This window comes from Corallococcus terminator, assembly GCF_049194865.1.
Taxonomy (GTDB): domain Bacteria; phylum Myxococcota; class Myxococcia; order Myxococcales; family Myxococcaceae; genus Myxococcus; species Myxococcus terminator_A.
Window position 1 is genome coordinate 13762 of record NZ_JBLZWL010000047.1, and the last position, 20568, is coordinate 34329.

Consider the following 20568-nt stretch of genomic DNA (forward strand, 5'->3'; position numbering starts at 1 on the left):
GTCGTGAAGCCCGCGAGTCGCGAGCAAAGCCGTGACGTGACGAGGCCCGGCCTGGAGCCGGCCACCGCGTCGGTGCTTCAGTCGGACCGTGCTTCGTCCTGGCCGCTCAAGTCGGCGGCGTGACGTCGCAGCGCCCCGAGGCCCTCTGGGAGAGGTCCTCCGCCACGGTGCGCAGCAGCGTGCCCGTCACGACGGAGCGGTCTGTCTCTCCCGCCCCCTCCGTCCGCGAGAGCCAGGAGGCCATGCGCCCCAGGCTCGCCGCCGTCACCACGTTCAGCTTCACCTCCACCTGGACGATGAGGCGCTCGCCCTCCTCGGGTCGCGCCTCCAAGGTCCAGGCGACGCGCTCCAACTCCAACGTGGCGGGCCCTTCCGGGAGCGGCCTTCCATCCAGCACGTAGCCCTCCCGGGTGAAGACAATCACCTGGGTGAGGCGCGCGCCGTCCACCCGCGTGTTGAACCAGAGCGAGCGGCGCTTCCACAGCGTCAGCTCCACCTCCAGCTTCCCCGCCATCCCCAGCCGCACCAGTCGGTCCAGCTCCGCCGAGAGGAAGGCGAAGGCCTCCGAGCGCGCCAGCACGCGCCGCCCGGAGAGGGTGGCGGTGCAGGTGACGCGTGGCTCCTCCGCCCAGGCCCCGGGCGCGAACAGCCCCGCCGCGGCCACCAGGGCCGCGCCGAGCGTGCGTCTTGTCCGTGTCCCCATGCGTGTCATGGGCTTCAGAAGGTCCGCACGAAGAACAGGCGAGCCTCGGGCGTGGCCGTGGCCTTCTCGTCCGTGCGCCACGCGACATCCACGCGCACGTCGTCGGTGAAGTGGAACGTCCCTCCGACGCCCAGCCGCGCGTCCTGCCACTCACCCGCGCCGCGCACCGTGCCCAGGTCCGCGAAGAGTCCGAAGGCATGCCACCGATACTCGGCGGTGCCGAGCACCGACACGTCGCCCTTGAACTCCTTGAAGCCGAAGCCTCGCAGCGCGCTCCATCCACCCAGCGCCTCGCGCTTCTGCTCGGGCAGGTTGTCGCCGCCCGCGCCGCGCAGCCGCAGCCGCAGGCCCGTCTCCCAGCCCGTGGGCACCACCATCGTCACGTCGCCGAGCAGCTTCCAGAAGCGCTCATCTGGACCCGTCGCGGCGGGCCCCTCGCCCACCTCCAGCGTGATGAACCCGTGCAGGAACGGGCTGTGCCCCCAATCCCCATCCCCGTGGAACAGCGGCGTCTCCGGCGTGCGGAACAGCGAGCCCACCTTCGCGTCGCGTGGAGTTCCGCTGGCGTACTCCAGCCGCGCGATGACGGACTGGAAGCGGCCCTCGTCCACCGGCGCGTTGGGGAAGGGAGGCGAGTCGCGGCGGAACAGCGACAGCGGCGGAGTGAAGCTGCGCAGCGTCTCGTAGCGGTCGGAGCGGTACTCGACGCCCGTGAGCCAGTCCTCGGACCAGCGGAAGGTCGCGAACGCCGCCACGCCCTTGCGGCGGAAGTAGTCGCGGTCCGGCCGATTCAAGAGGGCCGAGTAGATGGACGAGTCGATGTCGCTCATCCGCCAGCGGTCCAGCGTGTCCGTGAAGTCGTACGCCTGACCGCCCAGCTCCGCGAGGCCCACCGCCGGAATCTCCACGCGCGCGCCGCCCAGCAGGTTCAGCTCGCGCTGCCGCTTCGTCCCCTCCGGGTCATCCGGCAGGCGCTGTCCACCCCAGCGCAGGGGGATGAAAGCGGCGGCATCCAGCGTGGTGTGGAGGCGGTCCTTCGCGTCCCAGATGCGCAGCGAGCCCGCCAGGCCCGGGGCGAACCCCGTCACCTGCGTGTGCACGGGCAGCAGCTCCAGGTCCAGGTCCGGACGGCGCGGACGCACGTGCACGACGAGGCGCCGTCCCTCCAGGGTGATGCCCTCGCCATCGTGGCCGTGCCGCCAGGACTCGAACATCTCGCGCCAGCTCAGCTCGAGCTCGACCTGCTCACGACGGCGCTTCTTGCGCTGCTGCTCCTCTGTCCGGTAGTGGCGCACGCCGTCGGCCGCGCGCTCCTCGACGATGCGCGCGTCACGTCGGCGCCTGGCGTCGTCGGAGTCCGTGTCCACGCTCGCCGCCTGCAGGAAGGGCAGGCGCGACTCCAATCGCTCCATGGCGCGTCGCGCGTCGCTGCGCAGGAAGACGTCGCCGGCCTTCAAGTCCAGCGCCGCGCGCACCCGGTCCGAGATGGGGCCGTCCACGCCCACCACGTCCACGCCCTCCAGACGGCCCTCGTCCACGATGATGGTCAGGTGGCCCTTCGGCGTCAGCGTGCCGGACAGGCTCGCGAGCATGTAGCCGTCGCCACGCAAGTCTCGCAGCGCGCGCTGCAGCGAGGAGGTCACTCCGCCGAGCACGAGCCCCGGCCGGTACTCGTCGCGCTCCATCCGCGCGAGCCACTCACGGGGCGGGCGCTGCGGCGGGCAAGGCCTGGTGACGGTCAGCGTCCCTCGCGCTCCATTCACCCGCAGGGTGGCGGTGAACTCCTCGTCGTCCTCGTCCTCGTCGGGGAAGCGGGGCGGGAGGCGGAACACCTCGTCGAGGATTTCGGAGCGCTGGAGGTCCTGGAGTCCTTCCACTTCCACCGACGTGACGACGGGGTTCTCCTCCAGGTGCACTTCCAGGACGACGGGGCCCTGCTCGGGGACGCGCAGGCGCGGCTCCACGCGAGCGAACAGGCCCGTGTGCGCCAGACGGCGCAGCATCCGCTGGAGGTCGCGGGTGGGCAGGGGCGCGCGGGGCTCCGGGGGCGGCGAGCCGATGAAGGCGCGCACCTGGTCTTCCGTCAGGCGCTTCAGTCCATGCAGCTCGACGAGCTCCGGCGTGAGCGTGCGGCCATCCACGTTCAGCTCGAGCGGGTGAAGGGCCGCGAGCTCCTCCACCTCGTCGTCGAGGTAGTCCTCGTCGCAGGCCGCGCGCTTCTCCTTCTCGCGCCGGCGCTCTCGCCGGTCCGACGCGCGCTCGTTGCGCGACTCCGTTCGCGCCGCGCCGCGTGCATCCTCCTCGTCCTCCGCGCGCTCGGCGGAGGCCCGCTCGTCGCGGTCCTCGGCTCGCGAGTCTTCATCCTCCGCGTCACGCCAGCGCTTCGACCGCTCGTCGCGGGACTCCGTTCGCACCCTGTCTCGTGCCTCCTCCTCGCGCTCAGCCTCCGAGGGCGCGGTCCGCATGCGCGGGGGGAGCGGCAGGGGAAGGCCGGGTTCCTCCTGGGAGGGCGCCGTGGCGGGCGCCGCGGGGGAGGGCGTGGGTGTCGCGCCGACAGTGCTGGCGGAGTCGGACACGCCCGCATCCGGCACGGGCTGCGCGCTGGCGAGGAGGGAGACGAAGCAGAAGAGAAGCGCGAGGCGGTTCATGCGCATGGGACAGAGCACGCTGCGTTCCAGCCGCCGCGTCGGGGCAAGTGCTTGAAAGGACGAGAGCCGGCCAGCCGTGCCGATGTCATGGACACATCCTGATGTCGAATCGAGATGTGATACTGACATCGAGCCCGGCGATTGCCGCGAGCCCCTGTGTCCCTTCGGGGAGCACTCCCTGTCCGGGCCTCGCGCGGAGGCGGACAGGGCTTCAGCGGAGGCTCAGCCGGGGTACGCGGCCTCGTTCTCACTCCACCACTTCAGCCACCCCTGGCGGTTCGCCTCCAGGTTGCCCACCACGCCCTCACCGAACGTGGTGACACCGGTGATGCGGCGCAGCGCGGCGCCCCAGAAGACGCTGCCTTCGCGATAGCGCTCGATGATGAGCGGCACCGCCGGACGTCCCAACGCCACGAGCGCGTCGAACGACGGGTGCTCCAGGAACACGTAGGGATTGGACGACTCGCGGTGCTCCGCGCAGTGTCGCTCCCACTCCTCGGCCAGCGCGTCGAAGCGGGCGGCGGGCGCGCTGCTCATGAGCTGCTCACGGGGGACTGGCGGGGACGCACGTAGACTCGCACGGGCTCACCATACGAAGGGCCGGTGAGGTCGTCAGCGCTGTTGTGACGGATGAGCGGCTGGGTGCCAATCTTGCTCGTGAAGCGTCCCTGCTCATCCATCAGCGCGCCGTGCGTCACCTCGAGCGGGCCCGTGCCCGTCTTGGGCTTGCGGCCGTAGATGACCACCTTCTCCAGGCTGGGGTCGTGGCTCAAGTCCAACGAGTCCATCGGCTTGTAGCCCTGCGTCGCATACAGCTTGTCGAAGTCCTCCACGCGCGTGCCCGGCCAGACCCACTCGCTGCGGTTGCCCACCGTCCACGCGATGCAGTTGTAGCGCTCCGACGAGGGGCCGATGCCCACGAACTTGTCGGCGCTCAGGTTGGGGAAGCTCTTGCTCTTGAGCAGCTCGTTCTTCCAGCCCGGCTCGGCGTCGTCGCGCGTGACGCCGACGGAGAACTTGAAGTTCTGTCCGTTGGCCGAGTCCCACGTCGTGTTGTCGTCCGCCTTGCCCCGGAACCAGACCTGCATGTCCGTGGCCTCGAAGGGCACGCGGAAGGACGGCAGGAAGTCGCCGCCCGCGTTGCCGGACTGGCCCGCCTGGAGGTCGAGCGGGAACTCCAGGGGCGGCCCGCCGTTGAAGGACACGCAAGCCACGACGTCGGAGGGTGTCTTGCCGCCCGCGAGCGCCTTGAGGCGGTCCTGGTCATACGCGAGCTGGACCTTGTCTCCCGCGCGCAGCGTGCCGTCGACCTGCGTCTTGAAGTCCTCGGTGAACGACACCGTCGCGCCCTCTTTCGAGGCGACCTGCGCGTCGTTGCTCGGGTCCCACTGGTTGCTGACGCGCCCGTCGGAGCCCGTGGTGCGGAACGACAGGCGCACCAGCCCCGTGGCTTCAGGAGGAAGGGTGAACGTCCCAGGCTGGATGTTCAGCCGGCCGTTCGCGTCGCGGCTGCCGTTGGTGAGCGGAATCGCCGTCTCCGTGCCCCCGGGGACCAGCCGCCACACCAGCTCCACCTTCTCGGTCTGCGTGGAGAAGCGCGCCGGGTCCGCCGTCACCGTCAGCGGCTTGCCCGCCTCGGCGTGGAAGGAGGGGCCTCGGCCGGGGCCCGTGGGCAGGCTCACCTGACCCTGGCCTTCCACGAAGGCGTTGGCCTTGCGGCCGCCCTGCTCGAAGCGGGCCTCGTAGCCGGTGGCCGCGTGGAGCTGCGGCTGGATATCGAGCGCCTTCGCGTTGACGGCCGTCGTCGCGGCGGTTCCTCCCAGCAGCGACGCGGTGACCTGGGGACGCGTGGCGCGGGACTCGAACTGGTCGACCTGGGGCCGGGCCTGGGACGTCTTCTCACCGGTGGGCCGCGCCGCGCGCTCACGCTCCCCGCCGAGCCCGGGCTGAGTGGCGGGAGTGAAAGGGGGGCGGCCGATGCGGTTCGACATGGGGCGGCTCTTCCTGGTGGGGCGACCTGGGGGTGGGTCCGGAGGGATTATCGCACCCGGGGCTTTCTGGGTTTCCTGCTCGCCGAGAATCGCGCGGGGAGTGTGGGGGCGGGTGACGCCAGGGCTCGGCTTCCCTCGGGCTTGTGGCAGGCTGTCGGGTCCTCTTCCCAGCAAGGAGCTTCACCGTGATTCGCAGTGTTCCCACCCGGTTGGCCCTGGTGTGCGCGTTGCTGTTGCTGTCCCAGGCCTGCGCGCACGTCGACCCCTCGCGAGACGAGCAGGACATCCGCCAGATGTTGGATGTGCAGACCCAGGCGTGGAACCGCCAGGACGCGGTGGTGTGGTCGAAAGACTTCGCGCCGGACGCGGACTTCATCAACATCGTCGGGACGGTGTTCGAGGGCCAGCCGCAGATTCAGGAGCGCCACGCGGCCATCTTCCAGACGATCTTCAAGGGCAGTCAGGACAAGGTCACCATCCGGCGGGTGCGCTTCCCCGCGCGCGACGTGGCCGTGGTGGACACGACGCACGAGGTGACCGGGCATGTGGGTCTGCCTCCCGGTGTGCAGAACACGGAGCCGGGCCTGCTGCGGACCCAGATGCGGTACGTGATGAACCGCGTGGACGGCACGTGGCGCATCGTCGCGGGGCAGAACACCGACGTGAAGCCCCGGCCGTAGCGCGGGGACGGTGTCGATGCGCTCAGGCCACCGGGAGCCCGAGCGCCTTGATGCGTCGGTAGAGGTTGCCTCGGTCCACCTGCAACAGCCGCGCTGCACCGGCGATGCTCTCGCCCTCCTGGAGCGCGGCGCGGATGAGCTCCCGCTCGAAGTCCTCCACGTGCTCGCGGTAGCTCTTCTCGCCGAGGCTGGGGCGCGCGGTGGGGGCTGAGGTCGTCGGCGCGACGACGGCCTCCGGGCCGAGCGTCAGCGGACCTCCGCCTCGCAGCAGGTTGAGCCGCTCGATGACGTTGCGCAGTTCGCGCACGTTGCCGGGCCACGGGTAGGCGCGCAGCGCGGTCTCCGCGCCTGGGGCCAGCTCCAGCGGTGCTCCCGGTCCGGCGAACTCGGCCGCGAAGGTGCGTGCCAGCGGGAGCAGGTCCTCGAGGCGCTCGCGCAGCGGAGGGATGTGCAGGGGCATGACGTTGAGGCGGAAGAAGAGGTCCTGACGGAAGCGCCCCTCCTTCACCGCGCGAGCCAGTTCCTGATGTGTCGCAGCGAGGATGCGCGCGTCCACGGGCACGGGCACCGAGCCGCCGAGCCGCTCCACTTCGCGCGTCTCCAGCACGCGCAAGAGCTTGGCCTGCAGCTCCAGCGGCATGTCGCCAATTTCATCCAGGAGCAGCGTGCCGCCGTGTGCCTGTTCGATGCGCCCCGCGCGCCGAGTCACCGCGCCGGAGAACGCGCCCTTCTCATGGCCGAACAGCTCGCTCTCCAGCAGCGTGGCGGGAATCGCAGCGCAGTTGACGGCGACGAGCCGGCCCTTGCGTCCCGAGGCCAGGTGCAGCGCTCGCGCGACGCGCTCCTTGCCTGTGCCCGTCTCACCGGTAATCAGCACCGCCGTGTCGCTGGGGCCCACACGCGCGATGAGCTGACGCAGGGCTCCCATGCTGGGGCTGTCGCCCACGAGATGTCCGGGGCGAGCGAGCGCGTCCAGCAATCGCTCGCGTTCCTCCTGGAGCGCGCCGAGCGCCAGGGCGTTGCGCAGCGCCGTGACGAGCCGCTCGGGTGAGGGCGGCTTCTCCACGAAGTCCGTGGCGCCGAGCTTCAAGGCCTGCGCGGCCTCCGACGGTGACGCCTCGCCCGACAGCACGACGACGGGCACGGGCAGTGGACGCGGCAGTCGCGCGAGGAACTCCAGCCCCGTCTCGCCCGGCATGCGCAGGTCGAGCAGCATCATCGCGGGCAGGCCCTCGGGGGCTTCGAGGACACGGGTGGCCTCGGCGGTGGAGCGGGCCTCCACGGGAGTGAAGCCCTCGTCGCTCAAGAGGCCACGCAGGGCCTTGAGGACGCCAGGGTCGTCGTCGACGACGAGGATGCGGGGGCCGGGCTTCATGTCGTGGGCACGGGGGACGAAGGGGGAAGGAAGGGCAGCTCCACGCGCGCGAGCGTACCGCCACCGGGCGCGGGCTCCAGCCGGAGCGTGCCGCCGTGTTCATGGGTGATTTTCTGCGAGATGGGCAGCCCCAGCCCACTGCCTTCGGGCTTGGTGCTGAAGAGACCACGCGTGAGGGCCGCGCCTTCCAGCACGGCGGGGACCCCGTTGCCGCCATCCGTCACGGTGACTCGCACGGTGTGCTCCGTCGCGGGCTCCAGTGAGATTCGTACGGGAGGGGCGCCCTCGGAGGAGGCCTCGGCGGCGTTCTTCACGAGGTTGCCGAACAGGCGGCGCAGGCCATCCGGGTCCGCGCGCAGCGAGACGTCCGGTCCGGGCAGCAGCTCCACCGGCACGGGCGAGGTCTCCGCGTACAGCGAGCAGATTTCGGAGAGCAGCGGGCGCAGGGGCACGTCCTGGAAACGGGGCGCGGGCAGGCGCGCGAAGGTGGAGAAGCTCTGGGTCATCCGCATCAGCAACTCCACTTCCTCCTGGAGCAGGGCCACGGACTCGGTGACGCGCGTGGCGTCCGAGGGGGACCCCGTGTCCGCGCGAGACAGCCGCACGAGCGAGAGCTTCATCGCGGTGAGGGGGTTCTTCAGCTCGTGGGCGAGCGAGCGAGCCACGTCCTGCCATGCGGCGATCTGCTCGGCGGACTTGAGCCGTTCGCGCTGGGCGACCAGCTCCTGGCCCATGCGGTTGAACTGGCCCAGGAGGAACTGGAGCTCGTCGCGGGGCGGGTCCGTGGCGGGAAGTCGCACGGAGAGGTCGCCTCGCGCATAGGCCCACATGCCCTCGGTCAGCGTCGTCACCGGACGGGTAAGCGCACGGCCGAGCAGCACGGCGGCCACCGCCAGCACGCCGCCCGAGACGAGGACAAGGACGGTGATGAACGCGGGCACGCGCCGGACGAGGGCCCGACGTGTCAGCTCCGCCTGGGCCAGGTGCAGCCGAGCTTCGTCCAGGGAGCCGCGAGGCAGGCCCCGGCGCTCCAGGTCCAGGGACACGTCATCCAGCACCGCCTCCACGGGGGTCACGGAGACGGACAGCACTCGCTCCAGCGCGCCCTGGGCCACGATGCCCAGCAGCACCAGTGGGACGAGCCCCGCGAGCAGCATCACCGCCAGCAGTCGGCGGCGGAAGCGGGGGGGCGGGGGAGTCGAGGACATGGTGGACGCGGGCGGGCTCACGGCGGGAGGGCGACAGGCGCACTACGCGGGAGGCGCGCCGCGCTTGCCTCGGGGTTGTATCGCCCCAGCGGCCCGTCGCCCAATCGGAGCCTGGGTGCCGGTCGACTTGGAGGCTGATAGCCTCACATCCCGGATGCCCCGCCTCCTCGCGCCCTCTCAGAGCTGGTTGTTCGGTCCGCGCGTGGACCTCGCCGTCTTCGCCGGCAGCGCGCTGGTCTCCGTGGCCCTCGTGCTCGCGTCGCCGTGGCTGGGGACGGTGGGAGACACACCACTGTGGGCGTGGCTGCTGCTCGTCGTCTGCGTGGACGTGGCCCACGTCTGGTCCACGCTGTTCCGCACCTACCTGGACCCGGAGGAACTGCGCCAGCGCCCCGGCCTGTATGTGGCCGCGCCCCTCGTCGCCTGGGTGGTGGGTGTGCTGGCGCACCAGGTGTCCCCCGGCGCCTTCTGGACGCTGTTCGCCTACGTGGCGCTGTTCCACTTCGTCCGCCAGCAGTACGGCTGGGTGGCGCTGTACACGCGCAAGGCGCGGGCCTCCGACTTCGAGCGTCGCCTGGACGCCGCCGCCATCTACGCGGCCACCGTGGGCCCCGTCGTGTGGTGGCACGCGAACCTGCCGCGCGCGTTCTGGTGGTTCGTGGAGGGAGACTTCCTCCCCGGCCTTCCCATGTGGATGGGCACGCTGGCGCTGACGCTACACGCGGTGGTGCTGGTGACGTGGCTCGGCTTCCAGGTCCTGCGCGTCGCGCGCGGCGAGGGCCTCCAGGTCGGCAAGGTGCTGCTCGTCGGCGCCACGTGGGTGACGTGGTTCGGCGGCATCGTCCTCGCGCGCGACGACTTCACCTTCACCGTGATGAACGTGGTGCTGCACGGCGTGCCCTACTTCGCGCTGCTGTTCCGCTACTCGCGCGGACGCGGCGAGGAGGGCCGCTATGGCGCGGCGGGCTCCATCCTGCGCGCGGGCCTCCCCGGCTTCCTCCTGTTCCTCGTCGCGCTGGCGTTCACCGAGGAACTGTTGTGGGACCGCTTCATCTGGCATGACCGGCCCGGCCTCTTCGGAGGTGCGGGCGTAGGGCTCTCGCCGGACCTGCTGGCGCTGGTGGTGCCGCTGCTCGCGTTGCCGCAGGCCACGCACTACGTGCTGGATGCGTTCATCTGGAAACCGGGCCGCGAGCCCGCGCTGTTGGCTCGCCTCGGCTGGGCGCCACGCGCGGTGCGAGAGGGTCCACCAATCGCCACCTCGCGCGATTCGACCATGGCCATTCGCGGAGGGAGTGAATAAGGGTCAAGGGCTCTATGCCTCGACTCCTGCTCGTCTCCAATCGTCTTCCCGTCACCGTCAAGGTGGAGAAGGACAGCGTCGCCGTGGTGAGCAGTGCCGGCGGACTGGCCACGGGGTTGCGCAGACCGCATGAACGCTCTGGAGGCCAGTGGATTGGCTGGCCCGGCGACATGTCCCGGTTGTCGGAAACCCAACGCGTCAAGGTGGAGGCGCGGTTCGCGGAGCAGCGCTATGTCCCCATCCACCTCACCGCGAGCGAGGTGAGCCGCTACTACGAGGGCTACTCCAACCGGGTCCTCTGGCCGCTGTGCCACTACATGCTGGACCGCATCCCCCGGCAGGACCGCGACTGGGAGGTGTACCGCAAGGTCAACGAGCGCTTCGCCGACCTCACCGCGAAGCAGTACCAGCCGGGCGACACCATCTGGGTGCACGACTACCAGCTCATGCTGGTGCCGGGGATGTTGCGCGAGCGGCTCCCCGAGGCCCGCATCGGGTACTTCCACCACATCCCGTTCCCCTCGTCGGAAATCTTCCGCACGCTGCCCCGGCGCGAGGCGCTGTTGAAGGGCCTGCTCGGCGCGGACCTCATCGGCTTCCACACGGTGAGCTACGTGCGGCACTTCTCCGGCTCGCTGTTGCGGCAGCTCAGCCTGGACACGGATGTCGACAGCATCATGTGGGAGGGGCGGCAGGTGCGGGTGGGCGCCTTCCCCATGGGCATCGACTCGGACTCCTTCGACACCCTCGCGCGGGAGGAGAGCGTGCTGGAGGAGGTGGCCTCCTTGCGCCGCAGTGCGGAGGGCCAGCGCATCCTGCTGGGCATCGACCGGCTCGACTACACCAAGGGCATCCCCCGCAGGCTGCTGGCGGTGCAGCGCGTGCTGGAGCGCGAGCCCTCGTGGCGCGGGCGGCTGCGCTTCATCCAGGTGGCCGTACCCAGTCGCACTCAGGTGGAGGCGTACGCCACGTACCGCGAGCAGGTGAACGAGCTGGTGGGGCGCATCAATGGCCAGTACGGCAGCGTGCAGAACGTGCCGGTGCACTACCTCTACCGCTCCTTCAACGAGAAGCAGCTCGCCGGCCTGTACCGCTCCGCGGACGTCATGCTCGTGACGCCCGTGAGAGATGGCATGAATCTGGTGGCCAAGGAGTTCTGCGCTTCCCGGCCGGACGAGGACGGCGTGCTGGTGCTCAGCGAGTTCGCTGGCGCCGCGGACGAGCTGAACAAGGCGCTCGTCGTCAACTCGTACGACGTGGAGTCGACGGCGGACGCGATTGAGCAGGCACTGGAAATGGGCGAGCACGAGCGCCGCGAGCGCATGCGTGCCCTGCGCGCGCAGGTAAAGGCCCACGACGTGCACTGGTGGGTGGCCTCCTTCCTGGGCCGGCTCCAGGGGCTGCCCTCGGTCTCCATCCACGACGTGAAGGGCGGCGCGGAGGCGCTGGAGGTCATGAAGTCGGCGGAGCACCTGTCGCTGATGCTCGATTATGACGGGACGCTGGTGGGCTTCGCGCCCAGGCCGGAGCTGGCCGCGCCGGATGACGCCCTGCGCGCGCTGCTGGCGAAGCTGGTGGCGCGGCCGAACACCACGGTGAGCGTCGTCAGCGGTCGGCCCAAGGAGACGCTGGAGGCGTGGTTCGGGGCGCTGCCCATGGGCCTGCACGCGGAGCACGGCCTGTGGTCCCGCCCCAAGCCGGCGGACGCGTGGCGGATGCTGGACGGCGTGACGGCGGAGTGGAAGGACGCCGCGCGCCCCATGCTCGACGAGTTCGCCGCGCGCGTGCCCGGCTCGTTCGTGGAGGAGAAGTCCGCGTCGCTGGCGTGGCACTACCGCCAGGTGGACCCGGAGTTCGGCGCGCTCCAGTCCCGCGAGCTGCGGCTGAAGCTGGCGGAGACCTTCGCCCGGCGGCCCGTGGACATCCTCCCCGGGGACAAGGTGGTGGAGGTGCGGCCCCACGGCGTGAACAAGGGTCGCGTGGTGGACTCGGTGACGCGCCAGCTGGCCCCCGGCACGCTGGTGGTGGCCATGGGCGATGACCGCACGGACGAGGACATGTTCGCGGCCATGCCCGAGGGCGGGCTCACGATTCACGCGGGCAACAAGCCCTCGCGCGCCACGTATCGCGTCAGCGGTCCGGAGGACGTGCGAAAGCTGTTGGCCGCGCTCGTGGAGTCCTGACGCCGCACCGGAGGGCGACGGCGCGGCGGCGGCTCGACGGTTCCGTTGACGAGTCGTAGGACATTCCACGAATGGCCGACGAGTCGGGTGACAGGCCTCGTCTCCGCTGGTGTTCTGCTTCCGGGCCGGATTTTCACGGGAGATGGAACATGGATGTCCCGCGCCGTGGTCTGCGGGTGGGTGCAGCGGTGCTGGTGGTGAGCTTCTCCGGGGCGGGATGTGGCCCGGGTGACGATGCCGTCGCCAACGAAGTAGAGACCAGTGAACAGGGGTTGGACTGGGAGCAGTCGCTCCTGGCGCCCCTGGACCGGGATGCCCTGCGCCAGGTCCTCGCGGGCCTGCCGGACACGAAGACGACGGCGGCGCAGGTCCGCATCAATGGCACCGCGGGCCGCTGGCTCGGCGCGTCCGGAGTCGCGGATGTCCACGCGGGAACACCCGTGCCCACCGATGCGCGCTTCCGCATCGGCAGCATCACCAAGACGTTCACCGCCACCGTGGTGTTGCAGCTCGCCGCGGAGCGCCGCGTGGACCTGGACAGGCCGGTGCAGCACTACCTGCCCGGCCTGCTGCCCCCAAACTTCGGCCTCATCACCGTGCGGCAACTGCTGAACCACACGCACGGCCTGCCCAACGTCCCGCTGCCGTCGAAGGACCCGGAGTGGTTCTTCGACAACCGGTTCCGCCGCTGGTCGCCCCGGGAGCTGGTCGCGCTGGCGTTGCCCCTGGGGCCGCGCTTCGCGCCGGGCACCCAACAGGAGTACGGCAACATCGGCTACCTCGTGGCGGGGCTGCTCATCGAGAAAGTCACGGGCCGCCCCTACAGCCACGCGGTGCGCGAGCGCATCCTCGGGCCGCTCCACCTGCGCGACACGTCCGTGCCCGGCAATGACCCGACGATTCCCGGGCCCCACGCGCGAGGCTACGAGGCCGTCACCCGCGCCGACGGCACGGTGCACCTGGTCGACATCACCGAGGCGAACCAGTCCATCCCCTGGGCCGCCGGGGAGATGATCTCCACCACCGCCGACCTGGACACGTTCCTCTCCGCGCTCTTCAGGGGCTGGCTCTTGCCGCCCGCGCAGCTGCAGGAGCTGTTCACGGTGCCGGACGTGCCCACGTCGGGTGGCGGTCGCGCGATTCACGGCGCCGGCCTGACGCGCTTCGAGGTCAACGGCCTGACGCTGTGGGGCAAGAGCGGAGACCGGCACGGCTACAACAACGGCATGGGCGCCACGCGGGACTTGCGCCGGCGCCTGGTCTACTCCGTCAACACGCTGCACATGGGGCAGGAGCGGCCGGCCGTCGCCGACCGCATCGTCGGCACCACCTTCGCCGCCCGCTCCCCTCGCCTCTGAGTCGCGAGGTGCACGGCCTCCGCTCACGCGAGCGGAGGCCGAGGGGAGCTACCGCACGAGGGACGCGGTGCGACCGCCGGGGCCCTGGATGATGACCCGGCGCGCGAAGGCGCGGTCCACGCGGCCGAGGAAGTCCCTGAACGCCGGGTACTCGTCCGCCTTCACGCGCGCGACGGAGAGCTTCACCTCGCCCTCGGCGACGAGCTTGCCGTCCTCCACGCGGTAGGTGAGCTTGAGGCGACCGAACGCGTTCGTCTCCTCCACCGCCTGCGGCAGCTCCGTCACGGACCAGCCCGCGGGCAGCGTGTAGCGCAGGTTGAAGCTGTTGACCCACGGGCTCTGCATCACCAGGTCGAACCGGCGCTCCGCCAGCGAGGCGAAGGCCTGCTGGTAGGTGCGGCCCGTGCCGAAGGGCAGGAAGCGCACCGCGTTGGGCATCACCTCCGCGTAGCGCGGGATGCTCATGCGGAAGTCCATCGTCACGTCGTCATCCAGCCGGGTGGTGTCACTCAGCGACACCTCGTTCACCGTCAGGCCGGGGAAGCTCTGCGCCCACGCCCGCTCGAAGGTGGACTTGCGCGTGGCCTCGGGGCGGTAGGCCCGGCGGTACTCCGGCGCGCTCTGGCCACTCACGGAGCTGGCGCCCTTCACTTCCGCGCTGCCGTCCGCGCGCAGCGCCACGTCCATCTTCAGGCCCGTGGCGTTGTCCTCGGCCTTGGCCTCCGGCGTGGTGAGGAAGGTGCTCTTGCCGTCCGGCTCCACCACCAGCACGTTGGCGACGCGGTCCGCGCTGGGCAGCTCCTTCGCCCCGTGGAACTCCGCGGTGCCATCCAGGTACAAGTCAAACTTGGGGACATAAGCAATCGCGTGGTTGAAGGCCGCCAGGCTCGCCGGCTCCGCGTCCAGCGCGCCCAGGCTGCGCATGCGCAGGAGGACGAGCCGGCTGTCCACGCCCGCCACCCGCAGCATGGAGTGGATGAGGCTCGCCTTGTCCTTGCAGTCGCCGAAGCGCCGCGACAGCACCCGGTCGACCCGGTAGGGCTTGAAGCCGTGGATTCCGAACTCCAGCGCGACGTAGCGCGTGTTCGTCACCACGAAGTTGTAGATGGCGCGCACCACCGCCAGCTCGTTCTTGCGGTCCACGCCCTGGAGCACCTGGTCCACCGTCTGCTTCAGCTCCGTGTTCGGCTGGAGCTGGTCCCGGACGAGGCCCCACCAGTAGCGGCCCACCTGGTCCCACGTCTGGTACGTGGAGACGTGGAGGTTCTGGGCCACTTCCGCCCAGCCCGGCATGCCCGGCTCCGGCACCACCTTGGCCACGTGCTTCGCGTTCCAGCGGTACAGCACGCGCCCGCCGTCCACCGGCTCCTGCGCGCTCTCCACGCCCTGCAGCCGGCTCTTGTTCCAGTAGAGCGGGCGCTCCTTGGGCATCTCCACCAGGTACTGGAAGCGCAGCTTGGGATAGACGCCCTGCACGCTCTCCACGTCACCCCAGTAGTCCGACAGGAGGTTCTCCTGCGCGGTGTCGTCCAGGCGGTACGTCACCTCCAGCGTGTCGCCAGCGGCCAGGGACGGGAAGGAGAGCACCTTGGCGCGAGCGTCGTAGTACATGCCCGTCCACGGCTCATTGATGTTGCGGTCGTTCTCCCCGTAGCTCTCCACCACGGAGCCGTCCGTCTTCGTCACCCGGGCGCGCAGCACGCGCACCTCCTGGCGGTCCGGCGAGTAGGTGATGGGCATGGTGCGGAAGGCGTCCACGCCGCGCGCGTTCTGCACCTTCACCACCATCTGCATCAGCCGGCTGGACAGGCCGCTCTTCTGGACGTGCACGAAGGTGTTGTCGACCAGGTAGATGGCGTCCTCGTGGACGTACGCCTCGGCCTCCTTGGCCAGGGGCTTCGCGTCCACCACGTGCTGCATGCCGGCGCCGGCGCCCTCGCCCTTGAGGGCGCGCAGGGCCTCCTTCAGGCCGGGGTTCTGCGGACGCAGCACCAGCGAGCGCTCGAAGGCGGCCAGCGCGGGCTCACGTCGCCCGGCGGCGAGCAGCGCGCGACCCTCGCGCTCGTAGACCTCCGGCTCGTCCGGGGACAGGGCCCGGGCCTCCGCGAAGAGGGCCATCGCCGGCTCCACCGCGCCGTTGCTGGCCTTCAGCTCCGCCAGCCGCACGCGCGCGCCGTTGTCGAAGGGGTTGAGGGCGACCAATTGCGCGTACTCGCGCTCGGCGGCCTCCACCTCTCCGGAGTCCGCCAGCAGCGCGGCCAGCGCGCGGCGCGTGCCGGTGTCGTCGAAGCGCAGCGCCAGCACCACGCGCATCCGGTCCATCGCCTCGCGGTTGCGGCCGAGCTGCCGGGAAATCTGGGCCGCGTTGCGCACCGCGCGCGGCTGCCGGGGCTGATAGCGGAAGGACTCCTCCACCAGCGCGTGCGCGCGCGGGCGCTCACCCAGGGCCTCGTGGGCGCGGGCCAGCGCCAGCCGGGCGGAGGCATCCTCCGGCGTCTTCTCCAGCACGGGCCCCACCAGCGCCATGACGCGCTCGGGGTGGCCGCGCTCCAGCTCGTGGTCCGCCAGGGCCACGCGGGCCTCGGGCAGCGTGGGGTCCGCGGCCACGGCGGCCTCGAGGAAGCGGCGGCGCTCGTTCAGGTCGTCGCGCTGGAGGCTCGCCGCGAGCATCTGCAGGCGCGCGTCCTTGGGCGCCAGCTCCGCCGCGCGCGTCGCCTCCGCGGTGGCGGTGTGCTCGCGGTCATCGAAGCCCCGGAAGAAGCCGAGCACCCGCGCGTAGTCCCCGCGCAGCGCCGCGTCGTCGGGGTTCTTCTCCACCATGTTCCGCAGCGCGGACGTCAGCGTGGGCAGCATCTGCGGAGCGGGGGCCGCGCCGCGCTCCACGGCGGGCGCCTTGGCGGGCAGCGACGCGCGCACGGAGGGAGACTCCTGGCGCAGGTAGAAGCCCAGCGGGCCCGTCTCCTGGCACACCTTGAGGAGCACGCGGTTGAGGCCCTTGCGCAGCTTCACGGACACGCGGGACTGGTCCGGGCGCGGCAGGTTGTAGCGGTCCTCCTTCGCGGCGAGCTGCCCGTTCACCCACAGACGGAAGGCGCCGGAGGTGCCCAGGCCCAGGGCCACGCGCGTCTCCTGCGAGGACTCCAGCCAGGTGACGGCGTAGGCCACGGCCTCGCGGTTGGGGCGCACGGCGGTGGCCAGGTCCACGTAGCCGTCCGCGGTGTTCGCGGTCAGCTTGCGCCAGGACACCTGCCGGCCCTTGGCGCCCGCGTACGTCGCGCCCAGGTCCAGGTTGGCCGCCTCCGGGCCGAAGTCCGTGTCACAGCCGGACTTGCCCTCGTTGTCGAAGCCGCCGACGACGTAGTAGTCGCCGAGGAAGCCCATCCACTGCTTCACCTCGCCCGCGCGCGTCAGCCGACCCCGGGCACGCTCGGTGTCCAGGAGGAGCAGCTGCGCGGTGGCGCGGGTGTTCGCGTCGAACTGCCGCCGCGAGGCCACGTAGGCATAGGTGCTCACCAGCGGCGTGAGGTCCTCCACCTCGTCCACCAGCGAGTGCAGCCGGAGCAGCCCCGCGGCGCCCCGGGGCGAAGACGCCTGCTTCAGCGCCTCGGTCGCGTACACGCGGGCTGTCTCGTCCGCCGCGGGCCGGGCCTGCGCCCAGAGGGGGCAGGTGAGCACGAAGACTGCGGCCAGCCATGTGAAGCGGGACATCCGTTCTCCTCGGTGCGACATGCGTGTAGGGCGAAGGCCCCGCGCATTCCGGGGCCGCCGACGCCGATGAACAGGCGGGCCCTTTGGGGCCTTCCCCTGCATGCGGCCCTGGATGGCGGACAGGCAACCGAAAACGTCACCGGGCGTACGGAGGGGAACGGAGTAGGTGGAGGTGGGTCCAGAGGGGCTCGGGGCAGGTCAGGAGCTTGGGGTCTTGAAAACCCCGCCTACACTGCGCGTCCCCGGCGCCCCTGGGACGCCCTCGGAGCGCCGGGCTTCACCCCCACACCCCCGGAGCGCCATGCGTCGCCTCGTCATCCTGCTCACCGCGCTGAACCTGATTGCCTGTGCCCACGGTGGAGGCGCCTCGGAGCCCGCCGCGTCCACGGCGACGCCAGCGCCCAAGCCCGTCGCCACGCCCGAGGCGAAGCAGGCCTCCGCCGAGGCGTATGGGCTGTCCCGGAAGGGCGACGACGCGGGTGCGGTGCTGCTGTACCGCCGCGCCTGGGAGGGTGGGGTGCGAGGGAAGGTCATGGCCTACAGCGCGGCCTGCTCGGCGTCCCTCGCGAAGCAGCCCGAGGAGGCCCTGGTCTGGTTGGAGCGCGCCGTGGACGAGGGCTTCGACGACGCGAAGCACCTGGCCAAGGACACGGACCTGGACAACATCCGGAGCCTGCCCGGCTTCGCGCCGCTGGAGCAGCGAATCGCCGCGGCCGAGGCGAAGCAGTACGAGGCCGCGGACCCGGCGCTGCGCGACGAGCTGTTGAAGCGCGCCGAGGAGGACCAGCGGGTGCGCCGGCTGCTCGTCGCCTCGCAGTTCAAGGACGAGGCCGTCAAGGCGGAGATGGTCAAGGTCGACGCCGACAACACGGCGTTCCTCAAGGAAGTCATCGCGAAGCGGGGCTGGCCGGGCAAGGCCCTGGTGGGCGCGCGCGCCACCTTCAGCGCGTGGCTGATGGTGCAGCACGCGGACCAGGACGTGGCGTTCCAGGAGCAGGTCCTGCCGATGCTGGAGCAGGCCGTGACGCGAGGAGAGGGCTCGGCCAAGGAGCTCGCGTACCTCACGGACCGGGTGCTGGTGAACACCGACAAGCCGCAGCGCTACGCGACGCAGCTGGAGCCGAATGCCGAAGGGAAGATGGTGCCCAAGCAGCTGGAGGACCCGGCGAATGTGAACGCGCGTCGCGCCGCCGTGGGCCTCGACTCGGTGGAGGAGTACATCCAGAGCGTCGAGCGGATGAAGGCCGCGATGAACAAGCCCTGAGCCCTCGCGGCTTCTAGAGCACGACTCCGAAGTGCTCCGCGAGCGCCTGTCGGCGGGAGTCCTCGTCCACCATGGGCAGCTCGCGGCGCTCCTTGCCCTCGGTGAGGACGAGGGTGCCTTCCTTGAGGGTGACGCGGCCCTTGGGCGTCGCCCGGGTGCACAGCCGTCGCTGCGTGAAGATGGATGCGGGCGACGTCTGGTGGTGGTGGCACATGCCGGTGAAGTCCTCCAGCGCGCGTGGGACGAGGGAGAGCGCGTACTGCGCCTCCCAGCCCTGCTCCGAGTCGCGCCACAGCAAGAGCCCCTCGCCCTCGGCGGACAGCCGGTAGTCGCGCCCGTCGCGCGTCTGCACGCCGCGTTCGTCCAGGCGCAGCGGCTCCATGAAGCCGTCCCCGAAGCCGACGTCGACGAGCCACCGCTCGCCCCTGTCCTCCACCTGGAGCGCCAGGTGGTCGAACTCCGGGCCGAACGTCCCGTCCTTGTCGTCCGAGGCGACGCGCGCGGACAGCGGCGTGACGTTGAATCCCTGGGACGAGAGCAACCGGGCGAAGAGGCCGTTGAGCTCGTAGCAGAAGCCGCCGCGCCGGCGGGTGACGACCTTGTCGAAGAGGGCGTCCGTGTCGAGCCGGATGGGGCGGCCCAGGTGGATGTCCAGGTTCTCGAAAGGCACCGCCTCCAGGTGGGCACGGTGCAGCGCGGCCAGCGACGACTGGGGAGAGGCGTTGATGCGTTCCAGGTATCGCGCGGCGTCGAACATGGGGCCTGTGTAGCGCGGTCCGCCCGGTGGGTGGAACGGCTTCCCGGGCGGGAGGCTCCCTCTCCTGACGAGGGAGCCTCTGGCCCGTGTCCTACTTCGCCGGGGTGCTGGCCACGGAGGGCGGGCGGCGCAGGAAGGACTGCAGGCTCTTGAGGTGCAGGCGGTCCGCCTCCACGCACAGGCGGATGGACTCCAGCGCCCGGACGTAGGAGCGCGTCGCGCCCTCCAGCTTGTCGACGCGGGGGCCGAGGAAGGACTCCAGCTCCGCGCGGTGCTTGTCGTCACAGAGCGAGCCCGTCATCGCGATGAGCCAGCCCAGTTCGTCCGAGCGGACGCGCTTGGCGAGCGCGTCGAAGTGCTCGCGATAGAAGCTCCACGCCACCTCGCGCGTCTCCGGCTCGGAGAAGGCTCCGCCGAACAGGGGGCGTGAGTCGCGCACGTCGAACTCGTTCATCGCCAGGTTCAGGTTCTCCTTCACGAGGGCCGGGTCCCGGAAGCTGGCGAGCACGGTGATCATCTGGCTGCGCTCGTTGCGGTCCTCGGCCTTGCGCGCTCGGGCGAGCAGCGTGTCGTAGAGGGCGCGGTCGGCGTTGCGCGCGGCCACCGACAGCACCAGGGGGACTGCCTCCGGGTCCACGCTGTCGCGCTTCTTGAGCCACCGGGCCGCGAGAGTCTGGGCCTCGCGCACCAGGGAGGGGTGATGTCCCGTCATCGTCGCCAGGGCGAGGTGCAGCGAGCGCGTCTGCTTCAGCTCATCGCTGTCGTCCTTCGCGGGCTGCCAGCCCAGGGCCTTGGCGCGAGCGCCGTAGAGCTGTCCCACCCAGGCGCGGAAGCGCGAGCGCTCGGCCGGGGTGAGGTGGTCCTCTTGCACCAGGTAGAGCAGGCGGGCGCCGCCCATGACGATGGAGCGGTTCGAGTCGGCCGCGGTCTCCGGCACCAGCTTCAGCGCCTCGCCGAGCGCCAGGTCCCCCCGGCGCACCGAGGCCTCCACGTCCGCGAGGAGCGCCAGCCGCTCCGGCACCGTCAGCGCCTTCCTGGTCGAGGCGAGCACCTGGGTGAGCTGCTGGGACGAGTAGCCCGCGCGGTAGTAGCCCATGCCGCCCGCGTTGAGCAGCACCCACTGGGGACACTTCTTGAGGGGCAGCTCCAGCTCACCGGTGCGCTCGGAGAGCAGCTGGCAGACGCGCACGTCCTCCGCGCCGCCACCGGCGCGCAAGCACACGGGGACGGACCAGGTCTGGTCCTTGGAGGCGGTGGAGCCCGCGGGCACGTAGCGCTCCTGGGACAGCTTCAGCTTCGGCGGCTTGCCGGCGTCGCACTGGACCTCGGCGGAGACGCGGGGAGCGCCCGGCTGGTCGATGAAGCTGCGGAAGGAGCGGGCGACGTCGGG

General features: G+C 71.0%; 14 protein-coding genes. 5 read left to right on the forward strand and 9 right to left on the reverse strand.

What is annotated here, in order from left to right; translation table 11 throughout:
- Positions 1-106: 106 nt before the first annotated feature.
- The 4 genes from ACN469_RS16285 to ACN469_RS16300 form a co-directional block, all read right to left on the reverse strand.
- Positions 107-703, reverse strand: coding sequence for a hypothetical protein (locus ACN469_RS16285; protein WP_498768898.1), 597 nt, complete (start codon positions 701-703; stop codon positions 107-109).
- Between the two features lie 14 nt (positions 704-717).
- Complete coding sequence (locus tag ACN469_RS16290) at positions 718-3357, reverse strand: BamA/TamA family outer membrane protein (protein WP_498768900.1); 2640 nt, start codon at positions 3355-3357, stop codon at positions 718-720.
- 216 nt (positions 3358-3573) lie between these two features.
- Positions 3574-3888, reverse strand: a complete 315-nt coding sequence (locus ACN469_RS16295; protein WP_498768902.1) for a hypothetical protein — start codon at positions 3886-3888, stop codon at positions 3574-3576.
- Positions 3885-5342: a DUF6209 family protein gene (locus ACN469_RS16300; protein WP_498768904.1), complete on the reverse strand. Its 1458-nt coding sequence runs from the start codon at positions 5340-5342 to the stop codon at positions 3885-3887. Before ACN469_RS16300 ends, ACN469_RS16295 begins: the two co-directional genes overlap by 4 nt.
- A gap of 185 nt (positions 5343-5527) precedes the next feature.
- On the opposite strand from ACN469_RS16300, the gene ACN469_RS16305 reads away from it, so the two are divergent.
- Complete coding sequence (locus ACN469_RS16305; RefSeq protein WP_498768906.1) at positions 5528-6022, forward strand: SgcJ/EcaC family oxidoreductase; 495 nt, start codon at positions 5528-5530, stop codon at positions 6020-6022.
- 22 nt (positions 6023-6044) lie between these two features.
- Here ACN469_RS16305 and ACN469_RS16310 read toward each other — a convergent pair whose 3' ends face one another.
- Complete coding sequence (locus ACN469_RS16310; protein WP_498768907.1) at positions 6045-7397, reverse strand: sigma-54-dependent transcriptional regulator; 1353 nt, start codon at positions 7395-7397, stop codon at positions 6045-6047.
- Positions 7394-8605 carry a sensor histidine kinase gene (locus tag ACN469_RS16315; protein ID WP_498768909.1) on the reverse strand — a complete coding sequence of 404 codons (1212 nt, stop codon included), beginning with the start codon at positions 8603-8605 and terminating at the stop codon, positions 7394-7396. Before ACN469_RS16315 ends, ACN469_RS16310 begins: the two co-directional genes overlap by 4 nt.
- A gap of 154 nt (positions 8606-8759) precedes the next feature.
- On the opposite strand from ACN469_RS16315, the gene ACN469_RS16320 reads away from it, so the two are divergent.
- From ACN469_RS16320 to ACN469_RS16330, 3 genes are all read left to right on the forward strand, one after another.
- A complete protein-coding gene (locus ACN469_RS16320) occupies positions 8760-9908 on the forward strand; it encodes a hypothetical protein (RefSeq protein WP_498768911.1) in 1149 nt (382 codons plus the stop codon).
- Positions 9909-9922: 14 nt separating this feature from the next.
- Complete coding sequence (locus ACN469_RS16325; RefSeq protein ID WP_498768913.1) at positions 9923-12091, forward strand: bifunctional alpha,alpha-trehalose-phosphate synthase (UDP-forming)/trehalose-phosphatase; 2169 nt, start codon at positions 9923-9925, stop codon at positions 12089-12091.
- A gap of 149 nt (positions 12092-12240) precedes the next feature.
- Positions 12241-13449: a serine hydrolase domain-containing protein gene (locus ACN469_RS16330; protein ID WP_498768915.1), complete on the forward strand. Its 1209-nt coding sequence runs from the start codon at positions 12241-12243 to the stop codon at positions 13447-13449.
- A 48-nt stretch (positions 13450-13497) separates the two neighbouring features.
- Here the strand turns inward: ACN469_RS16330 and ACN469_RS16335 are convergent, their stop codons facing one another.
- Positions 13498-17157 carry a DUF3857 domain-containing protein gene (locus tag ACN469_RS16335; RefSeq protein WP_498768917.1) on the reverse strand — a complete coding sequence of 1220 codons (3660 nt, stop codon included), beginning with the start codon at positions 17155-17157 and terminating at the stop codon, positions 13498-13500.
- 301 nt (positions 17158-17458) lie between these two features.
- On the opposite strand from ACN469_RS16335, the gene ACN469_RS16340 reads away from it, so the two are divergent.
- Complete coding sequence (locus ACN469_RS16340) at positions 17459-18421, forward strand: DUF6624 domain-containing protein (RefSeq protein ID WP_498768919.1); 963 nt, start codon at positions 17459-17461, stop codon at positions 18419-18421.
- Between the two features lie 13 nt (positions 18422-18434).
- Here the strand turns inward: ACN469_RS16340 and ACN469_RS16345 are convergent, their stop codons facing one another.
- The gene (locus ACN469_RS16345) at positions 18435-19178 is read right to left on the reverse strand and encodes an arylamine N-acetyltransferase family protein (RefSeq protein ID WP_498768921.1); all 744 of its coding nucleotides are present in this window, start codon (positions 19176-19178) and stop codon (positions 18435-18437) included.
- 91 nt (positions 19179-19269) lie between these two features.
- Positions 19270-20568 (reverse strand): ERAP1-like C-terminal domain-containing protein (locus ACN469_RS16350; RefSeq protein WP_498768922.1); only part of this gene is annotated, 1299 nt, incomplete at its 5' end.